This window comes from Exiguobacterium sp. A1_3_1 (assembly GCF_048985645.1).
In the GTDB taxonomy this organism is placed as follows: Bacteria; Bacillota; Bacilli; order Exiguobacteriales; family Exiguobacteriaceae; genus Exiguobacterium_A; species Exiguobacterium_A indicum.
This window is the reverse complement of record NZ_WBYY01000047.1, coordinates 1-19,770: the sequence shown is the minus strand read 5'-3', so window position 1 is coordinate 19,770 and position 19,770 is coordinate 1. Positions and strand designations below refer to the sequence as shown.

The 19,770-nt window shown below is 50.5% G+C and carries 18 protein-coding genes and 1 riboswitch; of the genes, 10 read left to right on the top strand and 8 right to left on the bottom strand.

Going from position 1 to position 19,770, the window contains the following annotated elements:
* From F8N00_RS07085 to F8N00_RS07055, 7 genes are all read right to left on the bottom strand, one after another.
* The coding region (locus F8N00_RS07085) for an ABC transporter ATP-binding protein (protein ID WP_421017975.1) at positions 1-1,365 on the bottom strand (1,365 nt) is incomplete at its 3' end.
* A complete protein-coding gene (locus F8N00_RS07080) occupies positions 1,362-1,934 on the bottom strand; it encodes an ECF transporter S component (protein ID WP_035397340.1) in 573 nt (190 codons plus the stop codon). The genes F8N00_RS07085 and F8N00_RS07080, both read right to left, overlap by 4 nt.
* 100 nt (positions 1,935-2,034) lie before the next feature.
* Positions 2,035-2,134: riboswitch (TPP riboswitch) on the bottom strand.
* A 95-nt stretch (positions 2,135-2,229) separates the two neighbouring features.
* Positions 2,230-2,907: a 50S ribosomal protein L25/general stress protein Ctc gene (locus tag F8N00_RS07075; protein ID WP_421017974.1), complete on the bottom strand. Its 678-nt coding sequence runs from the start codon at positions 2,905-2,907 to the stop codon at positions 2,230-2,232.
* Between the two features lie 292 nt (positions 2,908-3,199).
* Positions 3,200-4,750, bottom strand: a complete 1,551-nt coding sequence (locus F8N00_RS07070; RefSeq protein ID WP_075642345.1) for a GNAT family N-acetyltransferase — start codon at positions 4,748-4,750, stop codon at positions 3,200-3,202.
* A gap of 12 nt (positions 4,751-4,762) precedes the next feature.
* Positions 4,763-5,293: a glycerol-3-phosphate acyltransferase gene (locus F8N00_RS07065; RefSeq protein WP_083639907.1), complete on the bottom strand. Its 531-nt coding sequence runs from the start codon at positions 5,291-5,293 to the stop codon at positions 4,763-4,765.
* Positions 5,290-7,899 (bottom strand): DEAD/DEAH box helicase, encoded by a 2,610-nt coding sequence (locus F8N00_RS07060; RefSeq protein ID WP_075642344.1) that lies wholly within the window; start codon positions 7,897-7,899, stop codon positions 5,290-5,292. The genes F8N00_RS07065 and F8N00_RS07060 overlap by 4 nt, the downstream gene beginning before the upstream one ends.
* Before the next feature lie 30 nt (positions 7,900-7,929).
* Positions 7,930-8,970 carry a tyrosine-type recombinase/integrase gene (locus tag F8N00_RS07055; protein WP_058703402.1) on the bottom strand — a complete coding sequence of 347 codons (1,041 nt, stop codon included), beginning with the start codon at positions 8,968-8,970 and terminating at the stop codon, positions 7,930-7,932.
* Between the two features lie 429 nt (positions 8,971-9,399).
* On the opposite strand from F8N00_RS07055, the gene F8N00_RS07050 reads away from it, so the two are divergent.
* From F8N00_RS07050 to F8N00_RS07010, 9 genes are all read left to right on the top strand, one after another.
* Positions 9,400-9,801 (top strand): CoA-binding protein, encoded by a 402-nt coding sequence (locus tag F8N00_RS07050; protein WP_023468336.1) that lies wholly within the window; start codon positions 9,400-9,402, stop codon positions 9,799-9,801.
* A gap of 178 nt (positions 9,802-9,979) precedes the next feature.
* Positions 9,980-11,950, top strand: coding sequence for a DNA topoisomerase IV subunit B (gene parE / locus F8N00_RS07045; protein ID WP_023468335.1), 1,971 nt, complete (start codon positions 9,980-9,982; stop codon positions 11,948-11,950).
* A complete protein-coding gene (gene parC, locus F8N00_RS07040) occupies positions 11,943-14,348 on the top strand; it encodes a DNA topoisomerase IV subunit A (protein WP_421017973.1) in 2,406 nt (801 codons plus the stop codon). The genes parE and parC overlap by 8 nt, the downstream gene beginning before the upstream one ends.
* 299 nt (positions 14,349-14,647) lie before the next feature.
* The gene (locus F8N00_RS07035; RefSeq protein ID WP_231681758.1) at positions 14,648-15,118 is read left to right on the top strand and encodes an NUDIX domain-containing protein; all 471 of its coding nucleotides are present in this window, start codon (positions 14,648-14,650) and stop codon (positions 15,116-15,118) included.
* A gap of 286 nt (positions 15,119-15,404) precedes the next feature.
* Entirely contained in the window at positions 15,405-16,052 is a 648-nt protein-coding gene (locus F8N00_RS07030; protein ID WP_035397351.1) for a hypothetical protein, read from the top strand.
* On the top strand, positions 16,049-16,843 hold the full coding sequence (locus F8N00_RS07025) for a DUF3307 domain-containing protein (RefSeq protein ID WP_421017972.1): 795 nt from the start codon (positions 16,049-16,051) through the stop codon (positions 16,841-16,843). The genes F8N00_RS07030 and F8N00_RS07025 overlap by 4 nt, the downstream gene beginning before the upstream one ends.
* 28 nt (positions 16,844-16,871) lie before the next feature.
* Positions 16,872-17,441 (top strand): histidine phosphatase family protein, encoded by a 570-nt coding sequence (locus F8N00_RS07020; RefSeq protein ID WP_023468330.1) that lies wholly within the window; start codon positions 16,872-16,874, stop codon positions 17,439-17,441.
* A complete protein-coding gene (locus F8N00_RS07015; RefSeq protein ID WP_421017971.1) occupies positions 17,435-18,298 on the top strand; it encodes a ComEC/Rec2 family competence protein in 864 nt (287 codons plus the stop codon). The genes F8N00_RS07020 and F8N00_RS07015 overlap by 7 nt, the downstream gene beginning before the upstream one ends.
* A gap of 21 nt (positions 18,299-18,319) precedes the next feature.
* Positions 18,320-18,535 carry a DUF3006 domain-containing protein gene (locus F8N00_RS07010; RefSeq protein ID WP_023468328.1) on the top strand — a complete coding sequence of 72 codons (216 nt, stop codon included), beginning with the start codon at positions 18,320-18,322 and terminating at the stop codon, positions 18,533-18,535.
* A 33-nt stretch (positions 18,536-18,568) separates the two neighbouring features.
* Here F8N00_RS07010 and F8N00_RS07005 read toward each other — a convergent pair whose 3' ends face one another.
* Positions 18,569-18,796 carry a hypothetical protein gene (locus tag F8N00_RS07005; RefSeq protein ID WP_023468327.1) on the bottom strand — a complete coding sequence of 76 codons (228 nt, stop codon included), beginning with the start codon at positions 18,794-18,796 and terminating at the stop codon, positions 18,569-18,571.
* Between the two features lie 222 nt (positions 18,797-19,018).
* Between F8N00_RS07005 and F8N00_RS07000 the strand changes: the two genes are divergently transcribed.
* Positions 19,019-19,770, top strand: a 752-nt coding sequence (locus F8N00_RS07000) for an AAA family ATPase (RefSeq protein WP_421017970.1), incomplete at its 3' end; no start/stop codon positions are given.

Sequence of the window (19,770 nt, the reverse complement as noted above, 5' to 3'; positions counted from 1 at the left end):
CGCGTATCGAGCGACGAGTTCCATATCGTGTGTTGCCATGACGAGCGTCGTTCCGTTTTGTTGTTCCGTCAACAACTGTTCCATGAGCCGCCGTGTCGTCAATCCATCCTGTCCGAACGTCGGTTCATCGAGCAACAACATATCCTTCGACTGCCCGAGCATCGTCGCGACGCTGAGCCTTCGTTGTTGCCCCGTACTAAGCGCAAGCGGTGACTGCTGTTTGACAGATGCGAGTTCCAGCCGTTCGAGCAACGCTGTGCGCTCATCACTCGTCGCTGCCCGGTGACTCCAGTCGATTTCCGCTTCGACTGTCAGTTTGAGAAACTGCAGATCCGGTTGTTGGAAGACATAGCCAACATGCTCATAAAAGCGTCGCCGTGAGTAACGCTGAGCCGGACGTTCCTGGAACCGATATGTTCCTTGATGCGAGAGCAACCGCCCGAGTGTTGCAAGCAACGTACTTTTCCCGGATCCGTTTGCCCCGAGTAGCATCACCCATTCTCCCGTCTTCAGGGAAAATGTCGCATCGGTCAGCGGGTAAGGGGCTTTCGTCGATAATACAGCGACGTGTAACAAGGCAGTGCCTGCTGTAGCGACTGGAGGAAGCACGTGAAGTCGCGCTGCTTGTGGTCCGTCTATGGGTAACGTCTCTAACGTGTACGGATACAAAGAGGGAACAGCGATCCCTTTCGATTGAAGCTCTGTATACGCCTGCGGGAACAAATCCTGCGGATGCGCCGTTGCAGTCACTGATCCGTCCTCAAGTAAGACGATTTTGTCGATGTAAGGTAAACAGACATCGAGTTGGTGTTCGATCAAGACAATCGTTAAATCATGTTCTTTCTGAATCCGAAAGATCAACGCCATCAGCTCGTGTTGCCCGATCGGGTCAATCTGAGCTGTTGGTTCATCGAGTAATAAGATCGTCGGCTCAAGTGCCAGGACCGCGGCGAGCGCGAGGCGTTGTTTCATCCCCCCGGATAGACTCGCGATTGGTGTCGAGAAGGGGAGAGGGAGACCAACGAGTGCGAGTAAGCGTTCAATGCGTTCCTCCATCTCTGCGCGTGGAATCGACCGGTTTTCTAAGCTAAAAGCGATTTCGCGTCCGATCGTTTCCATGCAGAACTGTTCTTCTGGATTTTGGAACAGCACTCCGACCGAACCGGACCGGGTAACGGTTCCAGTCTGTTCGACTTCAATCGTCTCTGGTGTCAGTCCGGCTAGGGCATGAAGCAGTGTCGTCTTGCCACTCCCGCTTCGTCCGAGCAGAAGGGTCGTTCCTTGCTCGATCGTCAGCGATACATGATCGAGCACCGACTTCATCTGACCGGGGTAGCGGATGCTGAGATCGTCGACAGTAATCATGCGACTTCCCGTTTCGCACGTCCTGCCGCAAACCCGTTCAAGACACCGGTCGCAACAAGGCGACGGACGAGAATCGCTGCAAGCAAGCCGCCCAGTAATGCGCCACTAATTAATTGTAAGCCAGTTGTCGCAAGCAACGTCGTCGTCGTGTAGTAACCGAATCCGTTCGCGATCAGACTATAGACAATGCTACCAATCGCGGCTCCAACACCCGATAACATCAATGTCCATGTGTCATAACGGCGATAACGCGTCATCGCAAAGACGATTTCCGCACCAAGCCCTTGGCATACCCCGATCAGTAGAGCCGATAAACCAAAGTGACTACCCGTGAACAGCTCGACGGCTGCCGCGACGATTTCCGCGATGAGAGCGGCACCTGGTTTTTGAATGATTGCTGCGACGAGCGGGCTCGCGATGATCCAGATCCCAAACATCCAGTTGGCACCGACAGGTCCGAAGATCGCAGACATCGGTAACCAGAGTGTTGACCAACCAAGATAGATGACCCCGCAAGCGACGGCGAGCATCATCATGACCATGATTTCTTTCATTTTCCAGTTTTGCATTAGGTACGTCCTCCTTAGAATGGGGGAGACGCCAAAAAAGACCGCCCTCCGTAAAAAAGAGAGCGGTCCTCAGAAAAACTGCGCGCAGCAGGAGTCATTGGATGTGATCGCTCCACTTTCCTACGCTAGTATGAACTAGATCAGGTTCGAAGGGTCCGAAGTGAATCGTCTCAGCCAAATGGGCTCCCCTAGTGGATATGGTAATAGGTGATACGCTGTTCACTTTAGGCAATCTTCTGTCTATTGTCAAGACACAAAAAAACGATACGCCACGAAGGGCGTATCGTCAAACGACTTATTTGTTGTCTTCGTTCTCTTCTTTTGCTTCTTCTGAAGACTCTTCCGTAGCTTCCGCTTCGTTGTCTTCACCAGCTTCCGCTTGTGCCTCAGCTTCTGCTTCTTCGATTTCCTCAAGCTCTTGTTCAAGCGTTGATTCGACGACAGCTGCGACTTGAATGTCGCCTTCAGTGACGATACGGAAATCTTTTTGTTCCGGAAGATCAGCTACAGAGATTGAATCGCCGATTTCGAGGTTCGTGACGTCGACTTCGACGTTCTCTGGCAATTTATCTGGTGTTGCTTCGACTGTTACTTTAAAGAGTGTCTGTGACAGGAATCCGCCGACTTTAGCGCCAGCTGCTTCGCCGACGAGTACGACGTCTGCTTCGACTTCTGTCTCTTCATCCATTTTAACAGCGATGAATTCAACGTGATCGACAGTTGGTGTGAAGACATCCATATCACGACGGTTGATCAAGACGTTAATATTTTTACCGTCGAGTTTCAGTGAAATCAAGACGTTCTCACCGTTTTCTCGAACGATTTTAAGCAATTCTTTTTCTTCGAATGCGATTGGTGTACTTTCCACTTTGTAACCATACACGACACCAAGAGCTTTTCCTTCATGACGTAATTGTTTACGGAGTGAGCGTGGACGTACCTCGCGTTTTTCGGCTGTTAATTTAACTGACATGTTCATTTCCCCCTTGAATTTGGTATAGCCCTCAAAAGGTAATGAATGTAGGAGCAGGACAAGTCCTGAACAATATGAAACATGCTAAGACAATCGGTTTCAGACTCGCTTTGAATCTGACGCTTTCGTGACTTTGCATTTCTCTCCCAGGTCATTACGCTGATATTGAGAAACATGTGTGAGTAAGTCACCGGTTTGATGCGGTGCTAGTGAGTTTATACCCCTATGTTTTAAATCCTTAAACCTTTATTTTTTATTTTTTAAAGTCGAAAGACCTCCAAACCGCTTGAAATCAAGGGTTAAGAGGTCTTTCATTTTGTTCATTTTTTATGGTGATGCGTTGGTTTTCACGGACTAATACACGGATGAGACGTTCGATGTGCCGCATCGTCGTCTGTCCCATCGTTGAGATTTGGAGCCATTGATTGCGGACGAGATAGTCGCTTTCATATTGAACATGATAGCCCTGGATCCGGAGAGCGTCTCCTAAAGCCGTTGCCGACGGATGGACGATCGTCAGAATTCCCGGCGCTTGTGCTTCTTGAGTCGCAAGCAGGTTGAAACCAGTCGCCCGAACGGCCTGTTCGAGATAAGTCATCTTGATGGCGGCTTGATCGAGATCAAGGGCATCGAGCGCTGCCTGACAAGCCAGCAACAGATTTGAGGAACCGGAAAAAGCAACCCCTTCCGCATAGAGTCCGAGATCCAGATAACGTGGAATCCGGGAGGAAGGCAATACGCTGGACGTATGCCCGATGAACGCAAGACCCGGTAAACCCCCAATTGCCTTTCCGGAGACGGTCGTGACGAATCTGCAGCCAGCGTATGAGAAACGTCCGGTCCCGACGGCGCTGATCGCATCGACGATGAGTGCGGTTCGTTGATTTAACAGCGCTTTTACCGCATCGAGATCGTAGAGAACGCCCGTAGACGTCTCACAATGCGTCAACCAAATCCAGTCGTACTCCGTTTGATGCAGTTGGCTTGCGAGTTGTTCTAATTCGATTGGGTGACCGGACGGAAGTAGGTGGATATCAAATGACTTTCCTGCTCGTGCCGCGTGATCGATCAAGCGTTGACCGAACTCGCCACCGTTTAGGATCAATCCATGTCCACTCAGTTGTTGTGCGACAATATCGTTGGCGAGGGTGCCACTGCCAACAGCCATCGAGACATGTGGCAAATCCAGCAACTGACACATCCGACCACGTAAATCTTGATCGAGCTGGCGCATCGAGGCCGTCCGGTGTGGGCGCGGTGCTTGTTGCGCCGCTTGGCGGACTGTTGGTGCAACCTCGACCGGACCGGCTAGAAAATGCAGAGGACGTAAAACGTCCGCGATGACGGACCGTTCGTATGTTGCGCGCGACAACAACATCGGTACGAACTGGGCATCGCCACTACCGAGCGTTGCTGCGATTGGTGTGAAGCCGAACCGCGCATATAGTTTAGCTTCCCGTGTCGTACCACTGATATAGACATGATCAATCGTTTCCCGCTCCAAGTAGACCATCAAAAAGCGCATCAATTGCATGAACGTACGACTATTGCGGTATTCGGGACGAACGCTGAGTAAGCGGATTTCCGCTGGGTCCGTCAGTGTCTCATCTAGCGTCACGCCCTTTTCCTCAAGCGAAAAAGGACGATGCTTCCGAATAGCAATCATCGCGACGAGTCGATCGTCTTCCTTGCCAATCAGATAGGTGTTTTGATCATGAAACCGGTCAATCCGTTTCCGTTCGATATTCGGTTGATGTTGCGGAATCTCTTCCGTGAAGGTGAGGTAGTTCAGTTCATGGATTGCTTCCGCGTCCGAAGCGGTGGCAATGGAAAAATCGATCATGAGACGTCCTCCTTATGTAATGACTGGCTTGTGGAGTGCATCATGAGCCCACAGGACAAGTAGACTTACGGCAACGGTACACAAGATATTGATGGGTCCCGCGTCAAAGTAGACAGGGAGTAACGGGAGTAGAACAACCGGAATCAGTCCCGCTTTGACGCTATCTTTCGTTACGAGATAAGACAGACCGAGTATGCCTAGTCCGGCAAGATATGCCCACGGCGTGATGGCGAAGACGATGCCGGAAAATACGGCATACCCTTTACCGCCGCGTCGCGGATGAAACAACGGAAACAAGTGACCGATGAGCACGGCAAGAGCGACGGGATAAAATGCGTCTGTGATCTGTAGTGCAAAAACGGTCTTCGCGGCATCAAACAGATACACGAATAAAAAGGCCGGGAGTCCACCGGCACGATGGGCGTTGCGGGCGCCGATGTTTCCGGAGCCGATCTGAGCCAAATCGGTACGACTGACGTACTTCCAGAGCGTACCGCCAAGAATACTACCGATAAGGTAACCAAGCAGGAGATCAAGGATCACCGATGTTCCTCCTTTGTCGTTACGAGATGAACGAGTTCCTTGACGGTCAAGGCATCACTGTCTGGAGCCGTCAGGACGGCATCGACCATCTGGGCTTTTCGATCTTGTAATTCCGTCATCTTTTCTTCGATTGTCCCGCGTGTCAGCAGTTTGATGACCGTCACGTCGGACTGTTGTCCAAGCCGGTGAGCGCGATCGGCAGCTTGCTGTTCGACGGCCGGATTCCACCAGCTGTCAAAGAGAATGACGGTATCAGCAGTTGCGAGATTCAGTCCCGTTCCGCCCGCTTTTAAAGAAATCAAGAAGAGATCGACTTCACCGTCATTGAACCGATCGCATAACGCCACCCGGTCTTCGAGTGGTGTCTCACCCGTCAACAGGAAGTGGGGGAGGTGACGTTGCGCGAGATCCGAGCGAATACGCTCGAGCATTTGTGTATACTGCGAGAAAATCAAGATCCGCTTTCCGACGGCCCGTTTTTCGACAATCAATGAGAGCAGACGCGTTCGTTTTGTTGCTTCCCCTGTGTATCCCTCAACGAATAAACCTGGATCGTTGCAAATTTGCCGCAAACGCGTTAACCCAGCTAGTAACTTCAAACGATCTTCGCGTTTCGTCTCGTCTAAGTGTTGCAGCGTCTCCAGTTGCAATTTGGCAAGATACGACGCATATAACCGTTTTTGGTTCGGACCGAGCTCGACATAATGATGCTCGATCTGTTTCTTCGGTAAGTCCTGTAAGACATCTTGTTTCTCACGTCGCAATAAAAACGGTTGGATGAACTGTTGCATGTCATCGAACGACCATTTCTCAAACGTCATTAGATCCGGCAGTAGCTCCGGAAACAAGACATGGAAAATCGACCAGATATCACGCGGTCGATTCTCGAGCGGTGTGCCTGTTAACGCGAACCGTCGTTTTGCTTGCAGATGCCGCAGTTGACTGACTGTTTGTGACTGCGGATTCTTCAAGTGCTGGGCTTCATCAAAGAAGACGACGTCATATACAGGATGAAGACGGACGTCGGTCCGAAGCGTCGTATAGGAGACGATCGTTACCGTATCGTCAGGTAAGTGCTCCAGTTCGCGGAGTCGGCTAGCTTGAGAACCCGTGACGACATGAACCGGTCGATTGGGTAAAAAGCGTTTCAGTTCTGCTTCCCAGTTGCGGAGCAGTGACGCCGGCGCGACGATGAGCGCACGACGGGCAGGAATCGTCGCGATATAACCAATCGCTTGAATCGTCTTCCCGAGCCCCATCTCATCGGCTAGGATCCCGTGACATCCTTGTGCGTCCAAATTCTTCAGAAACTGGATGCCCGTCCGTTGATACGGATAGAGTCGTGACTCTAACGAATTCGGCAAGTCGAGCCGGAATCCTTGTCCGGATTTTAATTCAAGCCATTTCTCGAGCAAATCAGCGTGAAGATGGAGGACGGAGGCGCCGATCAGATGCTTCATGTTCCGGACGGCAGGTAAGACGATTCGTCCATCGCGTAAGTCGCGTTCACTTGCTTCCATCTGAGCGAGGACCCGTTGTAACTGCTGAAAAGCCCTTGTTTCTAAAGAAACGAACTGTCCAGATTTCAAGCGGTGGTACCGTTTTTGTAAGACGAGCGACTTCAGGACACGTTTCAGCTCATCTTCTGGAATCCCGTCCATTGAAAAGTTAAAGATGAGCCAGTCGAGGCGGTCCGTCACGTCGACTTCGATCCGCGGATGAAACGGTCCTTTTGGTAACGTCGTCCGGATCGCTTGTGTTGCAAATAACTCCAGTTGACCGAGCGCAATCCGTTCGTCAAGCAGGCTCCGCAGAAAGGCATATTGCGCGGCGTCACGCGTAATGATGTAGCGCGTGTCACGTGGCGTTGCTTGGAATTCACGTAAGAAGCGTAAGACACTTTGCTCCGTTACTTGATCGCGACCAGCGTAAATCGTCTCGTCGAGCGGATTCAGCTGAATCCCTTGATAATCAAACGACACGCGGACTTCGACTTCTTGAGCCGTTCGGTCGAGATGGAGTTTGACGATTGGTGTCCCGGAAACGATGCGTTCTTGCAAATCAGGACTGAACGAAACATCGGCGACTTGCTGCAAATACTCTGTCTGTCCAAGCAGACGATCGAAGTAGGGCAGGGACAGTTGATGCTGTTGCTTGTCCGTCAGTCGTTTGAGCGTCACGACGGGTCCGGTCAGTTCGAAATGAATCGCTACCCGACGATCCGGTGTGAGACTGCGTAAATAATGGCGCGCGCCAGCGTCATCGACTTGGATCGCCGTGAACGGACGGATCTGCGGCGATAGCGGTGTCGGTGTACCATGCGCCTGAACATGATGCATCGCTAGTAAAACGGCGACGATATGTCCGCAAAATGACGTATCCATCGCAAGCGACGGACAATTACAGCCGGCGTCGACACCGTGCGCCTTGACGCGAACCGTCACCGTGAATCGTTCCTCACCGTCGACACTCGCTTCGATCAGCTCGTCGCCCATTCGGTAATTGTGCAACGTGACCTTGCGGGCGGCGACATACTTCTTTCCCCGTCGAAAGGCATAAGCATCAGACATTTGTTTGATTTTGCGTTCACTGAGCCCATAATTCATGCTATTCCTCCTTTAGTTGACATAATGTTATTATCGTTCACCATCGAATAAATCGACGGCGCGTTTTTTCTCGGAATCACCGATATGGGCATAGACTTGTGTTGTCGCGACGGATTCGTGACCGAGTAACTGCTGGATCGTCAGGACGTCGACCCCACCGGTCGCAAGACGTGTCGCAAACGTATGCCGCAATTTATGCGGTGTAATTTTTTTGCGCTCTAAAAAGGGCAGGACTGGTTTCAATCGTTCCGTGTGCCGCTGCAAAATATGCTGGACTGCCCGTGGACTGAGTGGTTTTCCGTGTTTTTGAAAGACAGGCACGGCGCCGCTCGTTGGCATCTGATAATGAATCGCGTATTTGCGCAATGCAATCCGAGCTGGTTTCGCGAGTGGAATCAGTCGTTCTTTGTTACCTTTCCCGATGACGCGAAGCGTGTTTTCGTGAAAATCAACATCGTTCCAGACGAGTTGGGTCATCTCACTGAGGCGCATCCCGCTATAACCGAGCAGTTGGAACAACGTCACGTCGCGGACGCGGTCTCGTTCATAATGTGATGCTTCCCGGGCATTCATCTCAACGTTTGATGGTAACAACTGAATCAATTCATCCCATTCGCGTTTCGTCAGGTAAACCGGTTCCCGTTTCGCTTGTTTTGGTCGATTGACTTTGGCGACCGGATTTTCCGACAGCTGACCTGTATCGACCAAATAACGGAATAACGACTGTAATGCTGATAATTTCCGGTTGATGACGCTCGGTGCATTTTGTTTCGTTAAGGCAAGGTATTCAGCATAAGCTTCAATCCCCGCTGCATCGATTTCGACGAACGCTTCAAGCGGAATCTCGCGCGCCGTCACTTCTTCACCCGACGCCGTTGCGACGAATTGAAAGAACGCTTCGTAGTCGTAAACGTAGCGGCGCATCGTTGCTAACGAGAAATGTTTTGCTGCTAACTGATCCAAATAGGACTGAATGAAGCGTGGCATCCGCTCATAACCAGGAATCGCTGGTGCTGTAGCCGAAACGGTCGTTTTATGTATCGTTTTTCCTAGGTTTTTAAATAAACTCATCCGACAATCACCCCTCTAGTAGTAGTATACCAAACGTTGGTACGTCAGACACTTGTTTGCGTGAAATAGTTATTTCACGCAACGTTAAATTGTCAGACAGGGAGCTCTCAGTTGCATCGACAATGCGCCAGGCGGGTCGTTGATCAACTCGATGCACGTGAGAATTTAACCTATTTTTATCGTTTTTGAGCTACGACATTCTCTTTAATGACAATAATAGTATTATGTAACCTCAGTCATTGAAAAAGAATGAATATTCAAATTCGCTCTCAGTTGCATCGAGAAGTCGTTCGACGGGTCATCGGTCGACTCATTTGATTTCAAGACGATTTCTGAAAAACGTCGAAAACGTGCTCGATTTCGCATACTTCATCTCGGTTCGGGTATAGAGTGTTAGGTAAGAGTTATTTTCATAAGGGGGAGTTCTAGATGATTACCGATCAACAAGCACGTCAATATTTGAAGGATGCGAAACGCATTGCCGTCGTCGGCGTCTCGAGTGATTCCGGAAAGACCGCGAACTGGATTGCTGACTACTTAGTCCAACACGGATACGAAGTCATTCCAGTCAATCCGACATTAAACGAGTGGAACGGTCAAAAAGTCTATCCGAGCGTCGCAAGTATTCCAGGACACATCGATATCGTCGATGTCTTCCGTCGGTCTGAGTTTTTAGCGGATGTCGCCAAAGATGCTGTTGCTCACGGCGACGTCGGGATGATTTGGAATCAGCTCGGTCTCTCGAGTGTCGAAGCAGAAAGTCTCGCACTTGGTGCTGGTATTCCATATATTGAGAATCGTTGCATCAAAATCGAGCATCAATATCTGTGAGTCATCGCACGATTTCAGGCATCTTCACCCGTTCGTGAAGGTGTCTTTTTTCATGCGCTTTACAGGTTATGCTTGTCAGGAAGCAAGAAGATGCCTACAATTAGAGACAGACTACTCGAAATAACGAACGAACGTTTGTAAAAACGACGTCGTACTTTCGAATTTTGGGGTGAAATGAATGGCGACAGACTTAAATAACTACAATGATGATGCCATACAGGTGCTCGAAGGACTCGAAGCAGTCCGGAAGCGCCCAGGTATGTATATCGGTTCAACCGATCACCGTGGACTTCACCATCTCGTCTACGAGATCGTCGATAACGCGATCGATGAGGCACTCGCAGGGTTCGGGGAACAAATTGACGTTACGATCCATAAAGATAATGCAATCACGGTCCGTGACCATGGACGTGGGATGCCAACGGGGATGCATGCGTCTGGAAAACCGACTGCTGAAGTCATCTTCACAGTCCTTCACGCTGGCGGTAAGTTCGGTCAAGGTGGATATAAGACGTCTGGTGGCTTACACGGCGTCGGGGCGTCGGTCGTTAACGCCTTGTCAACGGATCTGAAAGTGACGATCTTTCGTGACGGGAAACAATATGAGCAAACGTTTGAAAACGGTGGGATGCCGAAGACGACGTTGCTGGAAACGGGTACGACGCGTCAAAAAGGAACGAGCGTTTACTTTAAACCAGATGGCTCGATCTTCAGTACGTTGACATACAACTACGATACGCTCGCGGAACGCTTACGCGAATCCGCTTTCTTGCTGAAAGGTCTGAAGATTACGCTGACGGACGAACGGTCTGATAAACAAGATATCTTCCAGTACCAAGACGGTGTCAGCGAATTCGTCCAGTACTTGAACGATGATAAAGACACGCTGCATCCGACGGTCGCGTTCGAAGGCACGGAAAACGAGATCGAAGTCGATATCGCCTTCCAGTTCACGGATGCGTACTCGGAAAACGTCCTGTCGTTCGTCAACAACGTCCGGACACGCGACGGTGGAACACACGAAGTTGGTGCGAAGACGGCGATGACACGGGTCATGAATGAATATGCCCGAAAGAACACGCTCTTGAAGGAAAAGGATAAGAACCTTGACGGAAATGATATCCGCGAAGGGTTGACGATGATCGTCTCGATCCGAATTCCGGAAGAATTCCTTCAGTTCGAAGGACAAACGAAGTCGAAACTCGGTTCACCGGAAGCGCGGACGAGCTGTGACGCTGTCATCAGTCGTCGTCTCTCCACGTACTTGGAAGAGAACCCGCAAACGGCGACGCTGTTGATCAAAAAAGCGATCCGCGCAGCGCAAGCTCGTGAAGCAGCACGTAAAGCCCGCGAAGAAGCACGAAATGGGAAAAAAAAGAAACGTTCGAGCATCTTGAACGGAAAACTGACACCTGCTGCTTCGAAAAACGCAGACAAGAATGAATTGTTCCTCGTCGAGGGTGATTCTGCAGGTGGTTCTGCGAAACAAGGACGAAACCGGACGTTCCAAGCGATTCTTCCACTCCGTGGTAAGGTCTTGAACACGGAAAAAGCGAAACTCGCTGACATCATGAAAAATGAAGAGATCAATACGATCATTCATGCGATTGGTGGCGGTGTCGGAGCCGATTTTGACTTGTCGGATTGTAATTTCGACAAAGTCATCATCATGACGGATGCAGATACCGATGGCGCGCATATCCAAGTCTTGTTATTGACGTTCTTCTTCCGTTACATGCGTCCGTTGATCGATGCTGGGAAGGTCTTCGTTGCCTTACCACCGCTCTATCGTGTCTCCAAAGGAAAAGGCAAATCGGAGAAGTTCGAATATGTCTGGGACGAAGAGACGCTCAAGAAAACGACGAAGAAGTTCGGTAAAGGTTATATGATCCAACGTTACAAAGGACTCGGGGAGATGAATGCACCGCAGCTCTGGGAAACGACGATGGATCCCGAGACACGGACATTGATTCGGGTCACGATCGACGATGCTGCTGTTGCGGAAAAACGTGTCTCGGTCTTAATGGGCGATAACGTCGGGCACCGCCGGACGTGGATCGAGGACAATGTCGCCTTCGGTCTCGCGGAAGACCTCTCGATCATCGAGAATGAGCACGTGACGAAAGAGAGTGTGAACGAACATGTCTAATCTACAAAACATCCTGAACCTGTCGCTCGAGCAAGTCGTCGGCGACCGGTTTGGTCGTTATTCGAAATATATCATCCAAGATCGTGCCTTACCGGATGCCCGGGATGGTCTGAAACCGGTTCAACGCCGAATCTTGTATGCGATGCATACGGAAGGCAACCTGTTCGACCGGGCCTACCGGAAATCGGCGAAGACGGTCGGTGTCGTCATCGGTAACTATCACCCGCACGGTGATTCATCGGTCTATGAAGCAATGGTCCGCTTGAGCCAAGAGTGGAAACTCCGTTACCCGCTGATCGATATGCAAGGGAACAACGGGTCAATCGACGGTGATAGCGCGGCAGCAATGCGGTATACGGAAGCCCGTCTTTCGAAAGTTTCGAGTCTGATTCTCGACGGGATCAACAAACAAACCGTCGATTACACGCTCAACTTCGATGATACGACAGAAGAACCGCTCGTCTTACCGTCGCTCCTGCCGAACTTGTTGATGAACGGTTCGACGGGGATTTCCGCTGGTTACGCAACTGAGATTCCACCGCACCACGCGGGAGAAGTCCTCGATGCTGCGATTGGTCGGATTTCCGGTACGGTCCAGAACGTCGATGACTTGTTGACGCACATGCAAGGTCCTGATTTCCCGACTGGTGGTGTCGTCCAAGGGCTTGACGGCATCAAGAAGGCGTTCGAGACAGGACGCGGGAAAGTCATCATCCGCTCGCGCTCAACGATTGAGACACTGCGGGGTGGTCGTCAGCAAATCGTCATCACGGAGCTCCCGTATGAGGTCAATAAAGCCAATCTCGTTAAACGGATGGAAGAACTCCGTCTTGATAAAAAGGTCGAAGGTGTCGCTGAAGTCCGTGATGAGACCGACCGCGACGGCTTACGGGTCGTCATCGAGTTGAAGAAGGAAGCGGACGCAGAAGGTGTCTTACACTTCTACCTCAAACAGACTGACTTACAAATTGCCTATAACTACAACATGGTCGCGATCCATGAACGGACACCGCGGCAAATGGGCGTCTTGACACTACTTGATGCGTATCTTGCACATGTCAAGGAAGTCGTCATCCGCCGGACAGCGTTTGATCTCGAACAAGCGAAACGCCGTCAGGAAGTCGTTTCTGCCTTGATGACAGCAATCTCTGTCCTCGATGAGACGCTTGCCTTGATCCGTTCTGCGTCGAACAAAGCGGACGCAAAGGAGAAGCTGATCGCGCGCTTCAACTTCACGGATCGCCAAGCGGAAGCTGTCGTCATGCTCCAACTTTACCGGTTAACGAATACCGATATCGTCGAGTTGCAGGAAGAAGCAGCGAAACTCGAGAAGGAAATCGCTCGTCTTGAGAAGATCCTTAACGATGAAAAGACACGGAATCGTCTCATCATCAAGGAATTGACAGTCTTGAAGGAACAAGTCGCGGACAAACGTCGCTCGACGATTGAAGCGGAAGTTGAAGAACTGAAGCTGAAGACGGAAGTCATGATCGCTGTTGAAGAAACGATGGTCTTCCTGTCGAAAAACGGGTACGTCAAACGCTCGTCGCTTCGTTCATTCGGTGCTTCGAACGACTTACCGGATTTGAAGGAACAGGATCGTCCGTTGCTCCAAGGGCAAGCGATGACGACGGATCACTTGATCGTCTGGACCGTTCGCGGGAATTACTTGCTGATTCCGGTCCATCAATTGCCGGATACGAAGTGGAAAGATGGCGGTCAACACGTCGCGAACCTCGTTCCACTCGAACCGGGTGACCGGGTTCTCTCAGCGGATCTCGTTCGTTCGTTCGACGAAGTACAGCATTGCTTGTTCGTGACTCGTCAAGGGATGGTCAAACGCTCGAAACTGAGTGACTACAACGCCCAGCGGAAGTCAAAACCACTTCAAGGTGTTCGTTTGAAGGCAGACGATGAAGTCTTGTATGCTCAGGTCTCAACGGGTCAAACGGAGCTGTTCCTTGCAACACAGAACGGTTTCGGTCTCTGGTTCACGGAAGACGACGTTCCTGTCGTCGGTGTTCGGGCTGCCGGTGTTAAAGCGATCAACCTGAAGGATCAAGATGTTGTCGCGGGTGCTATTGGCTTCAAGGAAGCACCACAGATCGTTCTCTTGACGCAACGGGGTGCCTTGAAGAAAATGCGCCTCGCGGATCAGTTCCAAGTCTCGAGCCGTGCGCTCCGTGGCTTACAGTTGCTCCGTGACTTGAAATCGAAACCACACCAAGTCGCAGCATTGATCGACGTCACACAAGCGAAAGAATTGGTCCTCAGCGGAAAAGAGCAGGAAAAAACGATCCAAATCGGTTCGTTATCGTTCCTCGACCGCTTATCGAACGGTTCATTTGCCTACGATGAAGAGAAATTCGGTCCCTTACTCGACTGGTATACACGATAAGACGAGGCTCCTCCGGATAACGGGGGAGCTTTTTTAGATCTAGCGGGGCAGGAGAGGGGGAATTTTGAGACGAATGCTCGTAATTTTGAGATTTATCGCTATAAATATCGTTTACAAATTGAAACACTGACCAATAACGGCTACAATAGAAGAAATAGTCAGGTCACGATTCGTCACGAACAAGCGTCGGGTCACGCGTCTCCGCAGCTTTGCTTATAGCGTCAATTGATCAAGCAGCTACGGGACCGTCCCTTTAGCTGCTTGTTGTGCAATCTGCCGACCTTGGAGAGGTGATGAAGATGAAATTCAGACGTCGCGAAAAAGTAGCAATCTATATCACTCGGGAAAAACCTAACGGATGGGAACTACTTGTTTTTCATCCACAATCGGCTCCTGAGAGTGATTGGCAGATCCCCGCAGGTACGATCGAAGATGCTGAAATCGCAAAAGAAGCGGCTGTCCGTGAGACGCTTGAGGAAAGTGGTCTCTCGTTAGCATCCGTCCAGTACATCGGCGAAGAAGAGATGCGCTATCCGGAGCGAATGCGGGTGCATTACACGTATTTCTACCATGCGCACATTGAATGCCAAGAGAACCGCTGGACGCATTGTGTGGCTGGTGACGGTCAGGATTGCGGTGATTTCTTTGATTTCGCGTGGTTGCCACTTGATCGGATCACGCAACTTGAACGCCGCCATCATATATTCCTGGATCGTTTGATTCATCGATTGGAACGGACACGTCCGTATGATTGTCGAAAACACGGTTAATTCCGTGTTTTTTTGTTTTGTCTCACTATCTTAAGTTTACCCTGATTATGAGACAAAATCTTATAACTATTGATAATATATGTTATGTTAACTTAAATAAAAAAATGATTTTCTGGTCAGATTCATTCATCCCCCCTGTCATCTAAAAATCGGTCTATCGTCCTGTTGGTCTTCTTCTTCATTCTTTGTTACTCTAATAACAGTAACACCGCGAATGTTACCTTTTTAACGGTAACAAATCAAATGTTTCCATGATTGTGGCAACAAATGAACAGGAGGAATCGTCATGCAAGCTGTTGCCTTGTCGTTTGATGTCAAAGGCTCCCGCGATTATCCGAGCAAAGAAGCATTACTTCAAGCGCTCCGAGAACTCGCGAACGATCTGAATACTGCATTTCCTACGAGTATCGTTCCGTTCCAAATCAAATCCGGTGATAGCTTACTGGCGGTATTTGCAGATTATCCGGTCAGTTATCCGGTCATGCTGCACTTATTGAATCAAGAATTACCAGGTTACATCGGGATCGGATTTGGTCAATATGAGACGATTTCAACGACCCAAGCTGAAGAAGCCAATGGCAGTGCGATCATTCATGCCTTTGAAGCACAGGAATTGGCGAAGACGCTTCCGTCACAGATCGCCTTTGCTGGACCGCCCTACTTACCGACCGCCCTGCTGAATGGTTATCTTGAGATGCTCTATCCGGCGTATTTCGGGAAGACGGACCGTCAAATTGAGTTGCACCGGTTGATGGATCAATATCCGGATGATACGTATGAAGAGATCGGTTTAAAGATGGGCTTTAAGGAACAAGATGCTCGCGCGAATGTCGCAAAACTCGTCTCTCGCTCGCAGCGTAAGCAACGCAAGCGACTTGAAGCTGCCTTGGCACAGGCACTGGAGCAATTCCAAGTCTGGGAGGCGATTCGGTGACTGTCTTACTTAGCCTTATCCTTGTCCACTTACTTGCTGATTTTCCATTACAGACGAGACGGATGGCGCAACTGAAACATCGACACCGACGCATCTTGTTCCAACATCTTGCCGTCCATGCGTCTCTGATGCTACTTGTCCTCGCGTTCTTCGTCATCCGAGGGCAGTTGACCCTCGACATCTCCGGATGGCTAGGAGGGAGCATTCTCGTGTTTCACGCCCTACTCGATGCTTCCCCGCTCAAACGTCGCGTCAAGCAAGCAGCGGCGTACTGGATCGATCAAGCGTTACATATCGCTGCCATCATTGCCTTGACATGGGTGTTCGTTCCGATTGATTGGTCATTGTCGTTCGCGCGACCCGAGCAGGTCCTCTGGATTCTGTGCTTTAGTTTAGTGACGACGGAGTTACTCGGTCACGGGATTGCTTTAATGCTCGCACCATTTGCTCCGCGCTTGATCGAAGCGCATTTCGAGCGAAAAGTGACACGTAAGGAGCAACTCGACGGCGTCTCACGGACCGTCACACATGAAGTCGAAGATTCTGCGCGCAGTTATACGACGGAATTAAACGGAATCGGGCGTTATATCGGTCTCGTCGAACGGGCAATCATTACCCTGCTCGTCGTCACGAACGCAACCGGAGCGATTGGCTTCATCATTGCTTTGAAGGCACTGGCCCGTTTTAAACAGTTTGAAGATCGCCGCTTTGCGGAATATTACATCATCGGGAGCTTGCTCAGTATCTTAGGTGCGATTTTATGTGGACTGGCGATTCGCGCCGCACTCTAAATGATGAATGAAAGTGAGGGAGACGGTCTTGACCGTCGCACGAAGCATGAAACAAATTGGATTAGTGAGACATCACCGGGTTACGGAAGGATACCCGACAAAAGGCTGGATCAGCGCCAGCGATATTGAAAAATGGATTGAACGGTATGATACGTCAGACATCGATATTCAACCGGTCGAGCTTGGTCAGATTGACTGGACGGTCTGTTATGCCAGTAGCATGCCACGCGCCGTCCAGACGGCGAAGAGTGTCTACGATAAAGAGATCATCGTGACGGATCTACTACGGGAAGTACCGTTTCCGACGATTCAGTCGAATCTACGGTTACCGTTTCTTGGCTGGGCGGTCCTCGGTCGACTCGCAGCCCCGTTCAGCAAACGGATTCAAGCGGAGATCAAGGAAGCGAATGAACGGATTGAGGTCCTGTTGAATCAACTGATGTTCGAGGATGATGAACGGGTCTTACTCGTCGGGCATGGCGGTATGATGATTTTGATGCGTGCTGCCTTGAAACGGCGCGGTTACCGGGGGCCACGGTTCGGTCATCCGCGTAACGGCATGCTGTATCTGTTCGAGAAAGAGGAACCGACATGTTGAAATGGGGATCAACGATTCTGTTAGCACTCTGCCTGATCGTCATCTTCTATACGACACGGGACGAAGAGCCCCTTGCCCCAACAGAGGGACAAATGGAGGTCTACGGTTTTGACGTCGGTCAAGGAGATAGCACGTTCATCCGGACGAAGGAAGACGCAATCTTGATTGACGGCGGGAATAACGGCAAAGGTGAGGATGTCGTCCGCTACCTGCAAGAATTGGGTGTCAAACGCTTAACAGCAGTCATCGCGACACATCCGGACGCCGATCATATCGGTGGACTCGATACCGTCCTCGATGCCTTTCCAGTCGATAGCGTCTATGCCCCGCGTGTCACGCATACGACAGAGACATACCGCGATTTCCTTCTAGCCGTCAAACGCGAAGGGGTGACAATTAAAGCCGTCAAAGCGGGTTTTGAGATACCGATTGAAGCCGCACGCTTTACGTTCCTTGCGCCCCTAACGGACGGAACGCAGGATCTCAACAGTTGGAGTGCCGTTCTGCGGGTCGAACATGGACAGGACCGGTTCCTCTTCATGGGTGACGCTCCGATCCGGACGGAACGACAATTGCTCGAGTCGGATGCCGATCTTAGCGCCGATGTCTTGAAGCTTGGGCATCACGGAGCAGACACATCGTCCTCCCTGCCCTTCCTACAAGCCGTTGATCCGAAGCGAGCCTTGATCTCAGCCGGGCAGGATAATGCTTATCGTCACCCACGTCCCTCCGTTTTACAGGAACTGAAAGCAGAACGGATTACGATTGACCGGACCGATCAAAGTGGAACGATTCAGTATATTTCGACCGGTGACGGCATCAAGGAATCGAACCGGACCGATTTACGACCGGAATAACGAGACGTGGAGGTGCATCAGATGCGATTGACCCTAGCAGATTTTGAAGACGATCTAGCGATTTGCGAAACCGACGAACGCGAGACAATCACGTTACCGAAAAGTCGTTTACCGCGCCAGGCAACGATCGGCGACCGACTTGACTGGACCGGACGTTCGATTCGGATCTTACGCGATGAGACGAACGCACGTAAAAAAGAGATCTCCGAGTTGATGGATGATCTCTTTGAAGAATGATGAGACTCCCTCGGAATGCTGAGGGAGTCTTTTTTAACCGAGTAGACTGATGACGAGTCCAGCGAGGATGCCTGCTGTGAATAAGGAACCGATCGTATACGTCAGCAAACGTAATGCGAATGGGAGCCGACGAATCGCGGCAAAGGCTCGGCGATTCGGAGGTCCTCCAGCAACAATCCGTTGATACTCGTCGATAGGACTGTGAGCAACGTCCTGTTGCTGGTTTAGAGTAGAGTTCGATTCGGTAGTATGTAGTTTCATCTGTCCATCCCCCCTATTCTAATGACTATATCCTTCTATTCGCTAAGTAACTTCATAATCCTGTTTCAATTTTTTTGATATTTCACGAAACTTTTGGATGAAACTGGTAGTATAAAAGATAGACGTATTTCTTTATGCGTGATTCCTGGAAAATCACTAGCAGTTTTTTCTGAATTTTCGTACACTTTAGAAATACGATGCATCTTAAAGGGGGAATCATCTATGTTTCAAACGTTACGTACATCACTCAAACAATCTGTCCTTGGTCAGGACGATGTGATTGATCATTTATTGATGGGCTTGCTCGCAGAAGGTCATGTGTTGCTCGAAGACCGTCCGGGGACCGGTAAGACGACACTAGCAAAAGCACTAGCGCAGACACTCGAAGCGAAGTTCTCACGTATTCAATGTACAGCGGATACGTTACCGACCGATCTACTTGGGATGGAGCTGTTCAACCCGCTGACAGGATCGTTCGAACAACGGTTTGGTCCGCTGTTTGCGAACATCGTCCTCGTCGATGAGATTAACCGGACGACGCCACGGACACAGTCAGCATTGCTCGAGGCAATGGCGGAAGGACAAGTGACGATCGGGGATACCTCCTATACGTTACCGCAACACTTTCTTGTCATCGCGACACAAAATCCATTCGATGGACACGGCACATTCCCACTGCCGCATGCCCAACTCGACCGTTTCTTGTTCAAGTTGTCGTTCGCTCCGCTGACACGTCAGGCGGAGAAGGCATTATTACGTGGAGCACACTTAACAGCAGCCGAACTACAGATTCCGCTCGAACAACTCAATGACTGGAAAGAGGAAGTCATCGCCGTCTCGATCGAAGATAGCGTCGAAAACTACTTACTCGATGTCTGTGACGCACTCCGCGCCCATCGTGACGTTGAGATTGGACCGAGTCCACGAGCGACGCTCGCACTCTTAAAAGCCGCGAAAGCACGGGCCTGGATGCA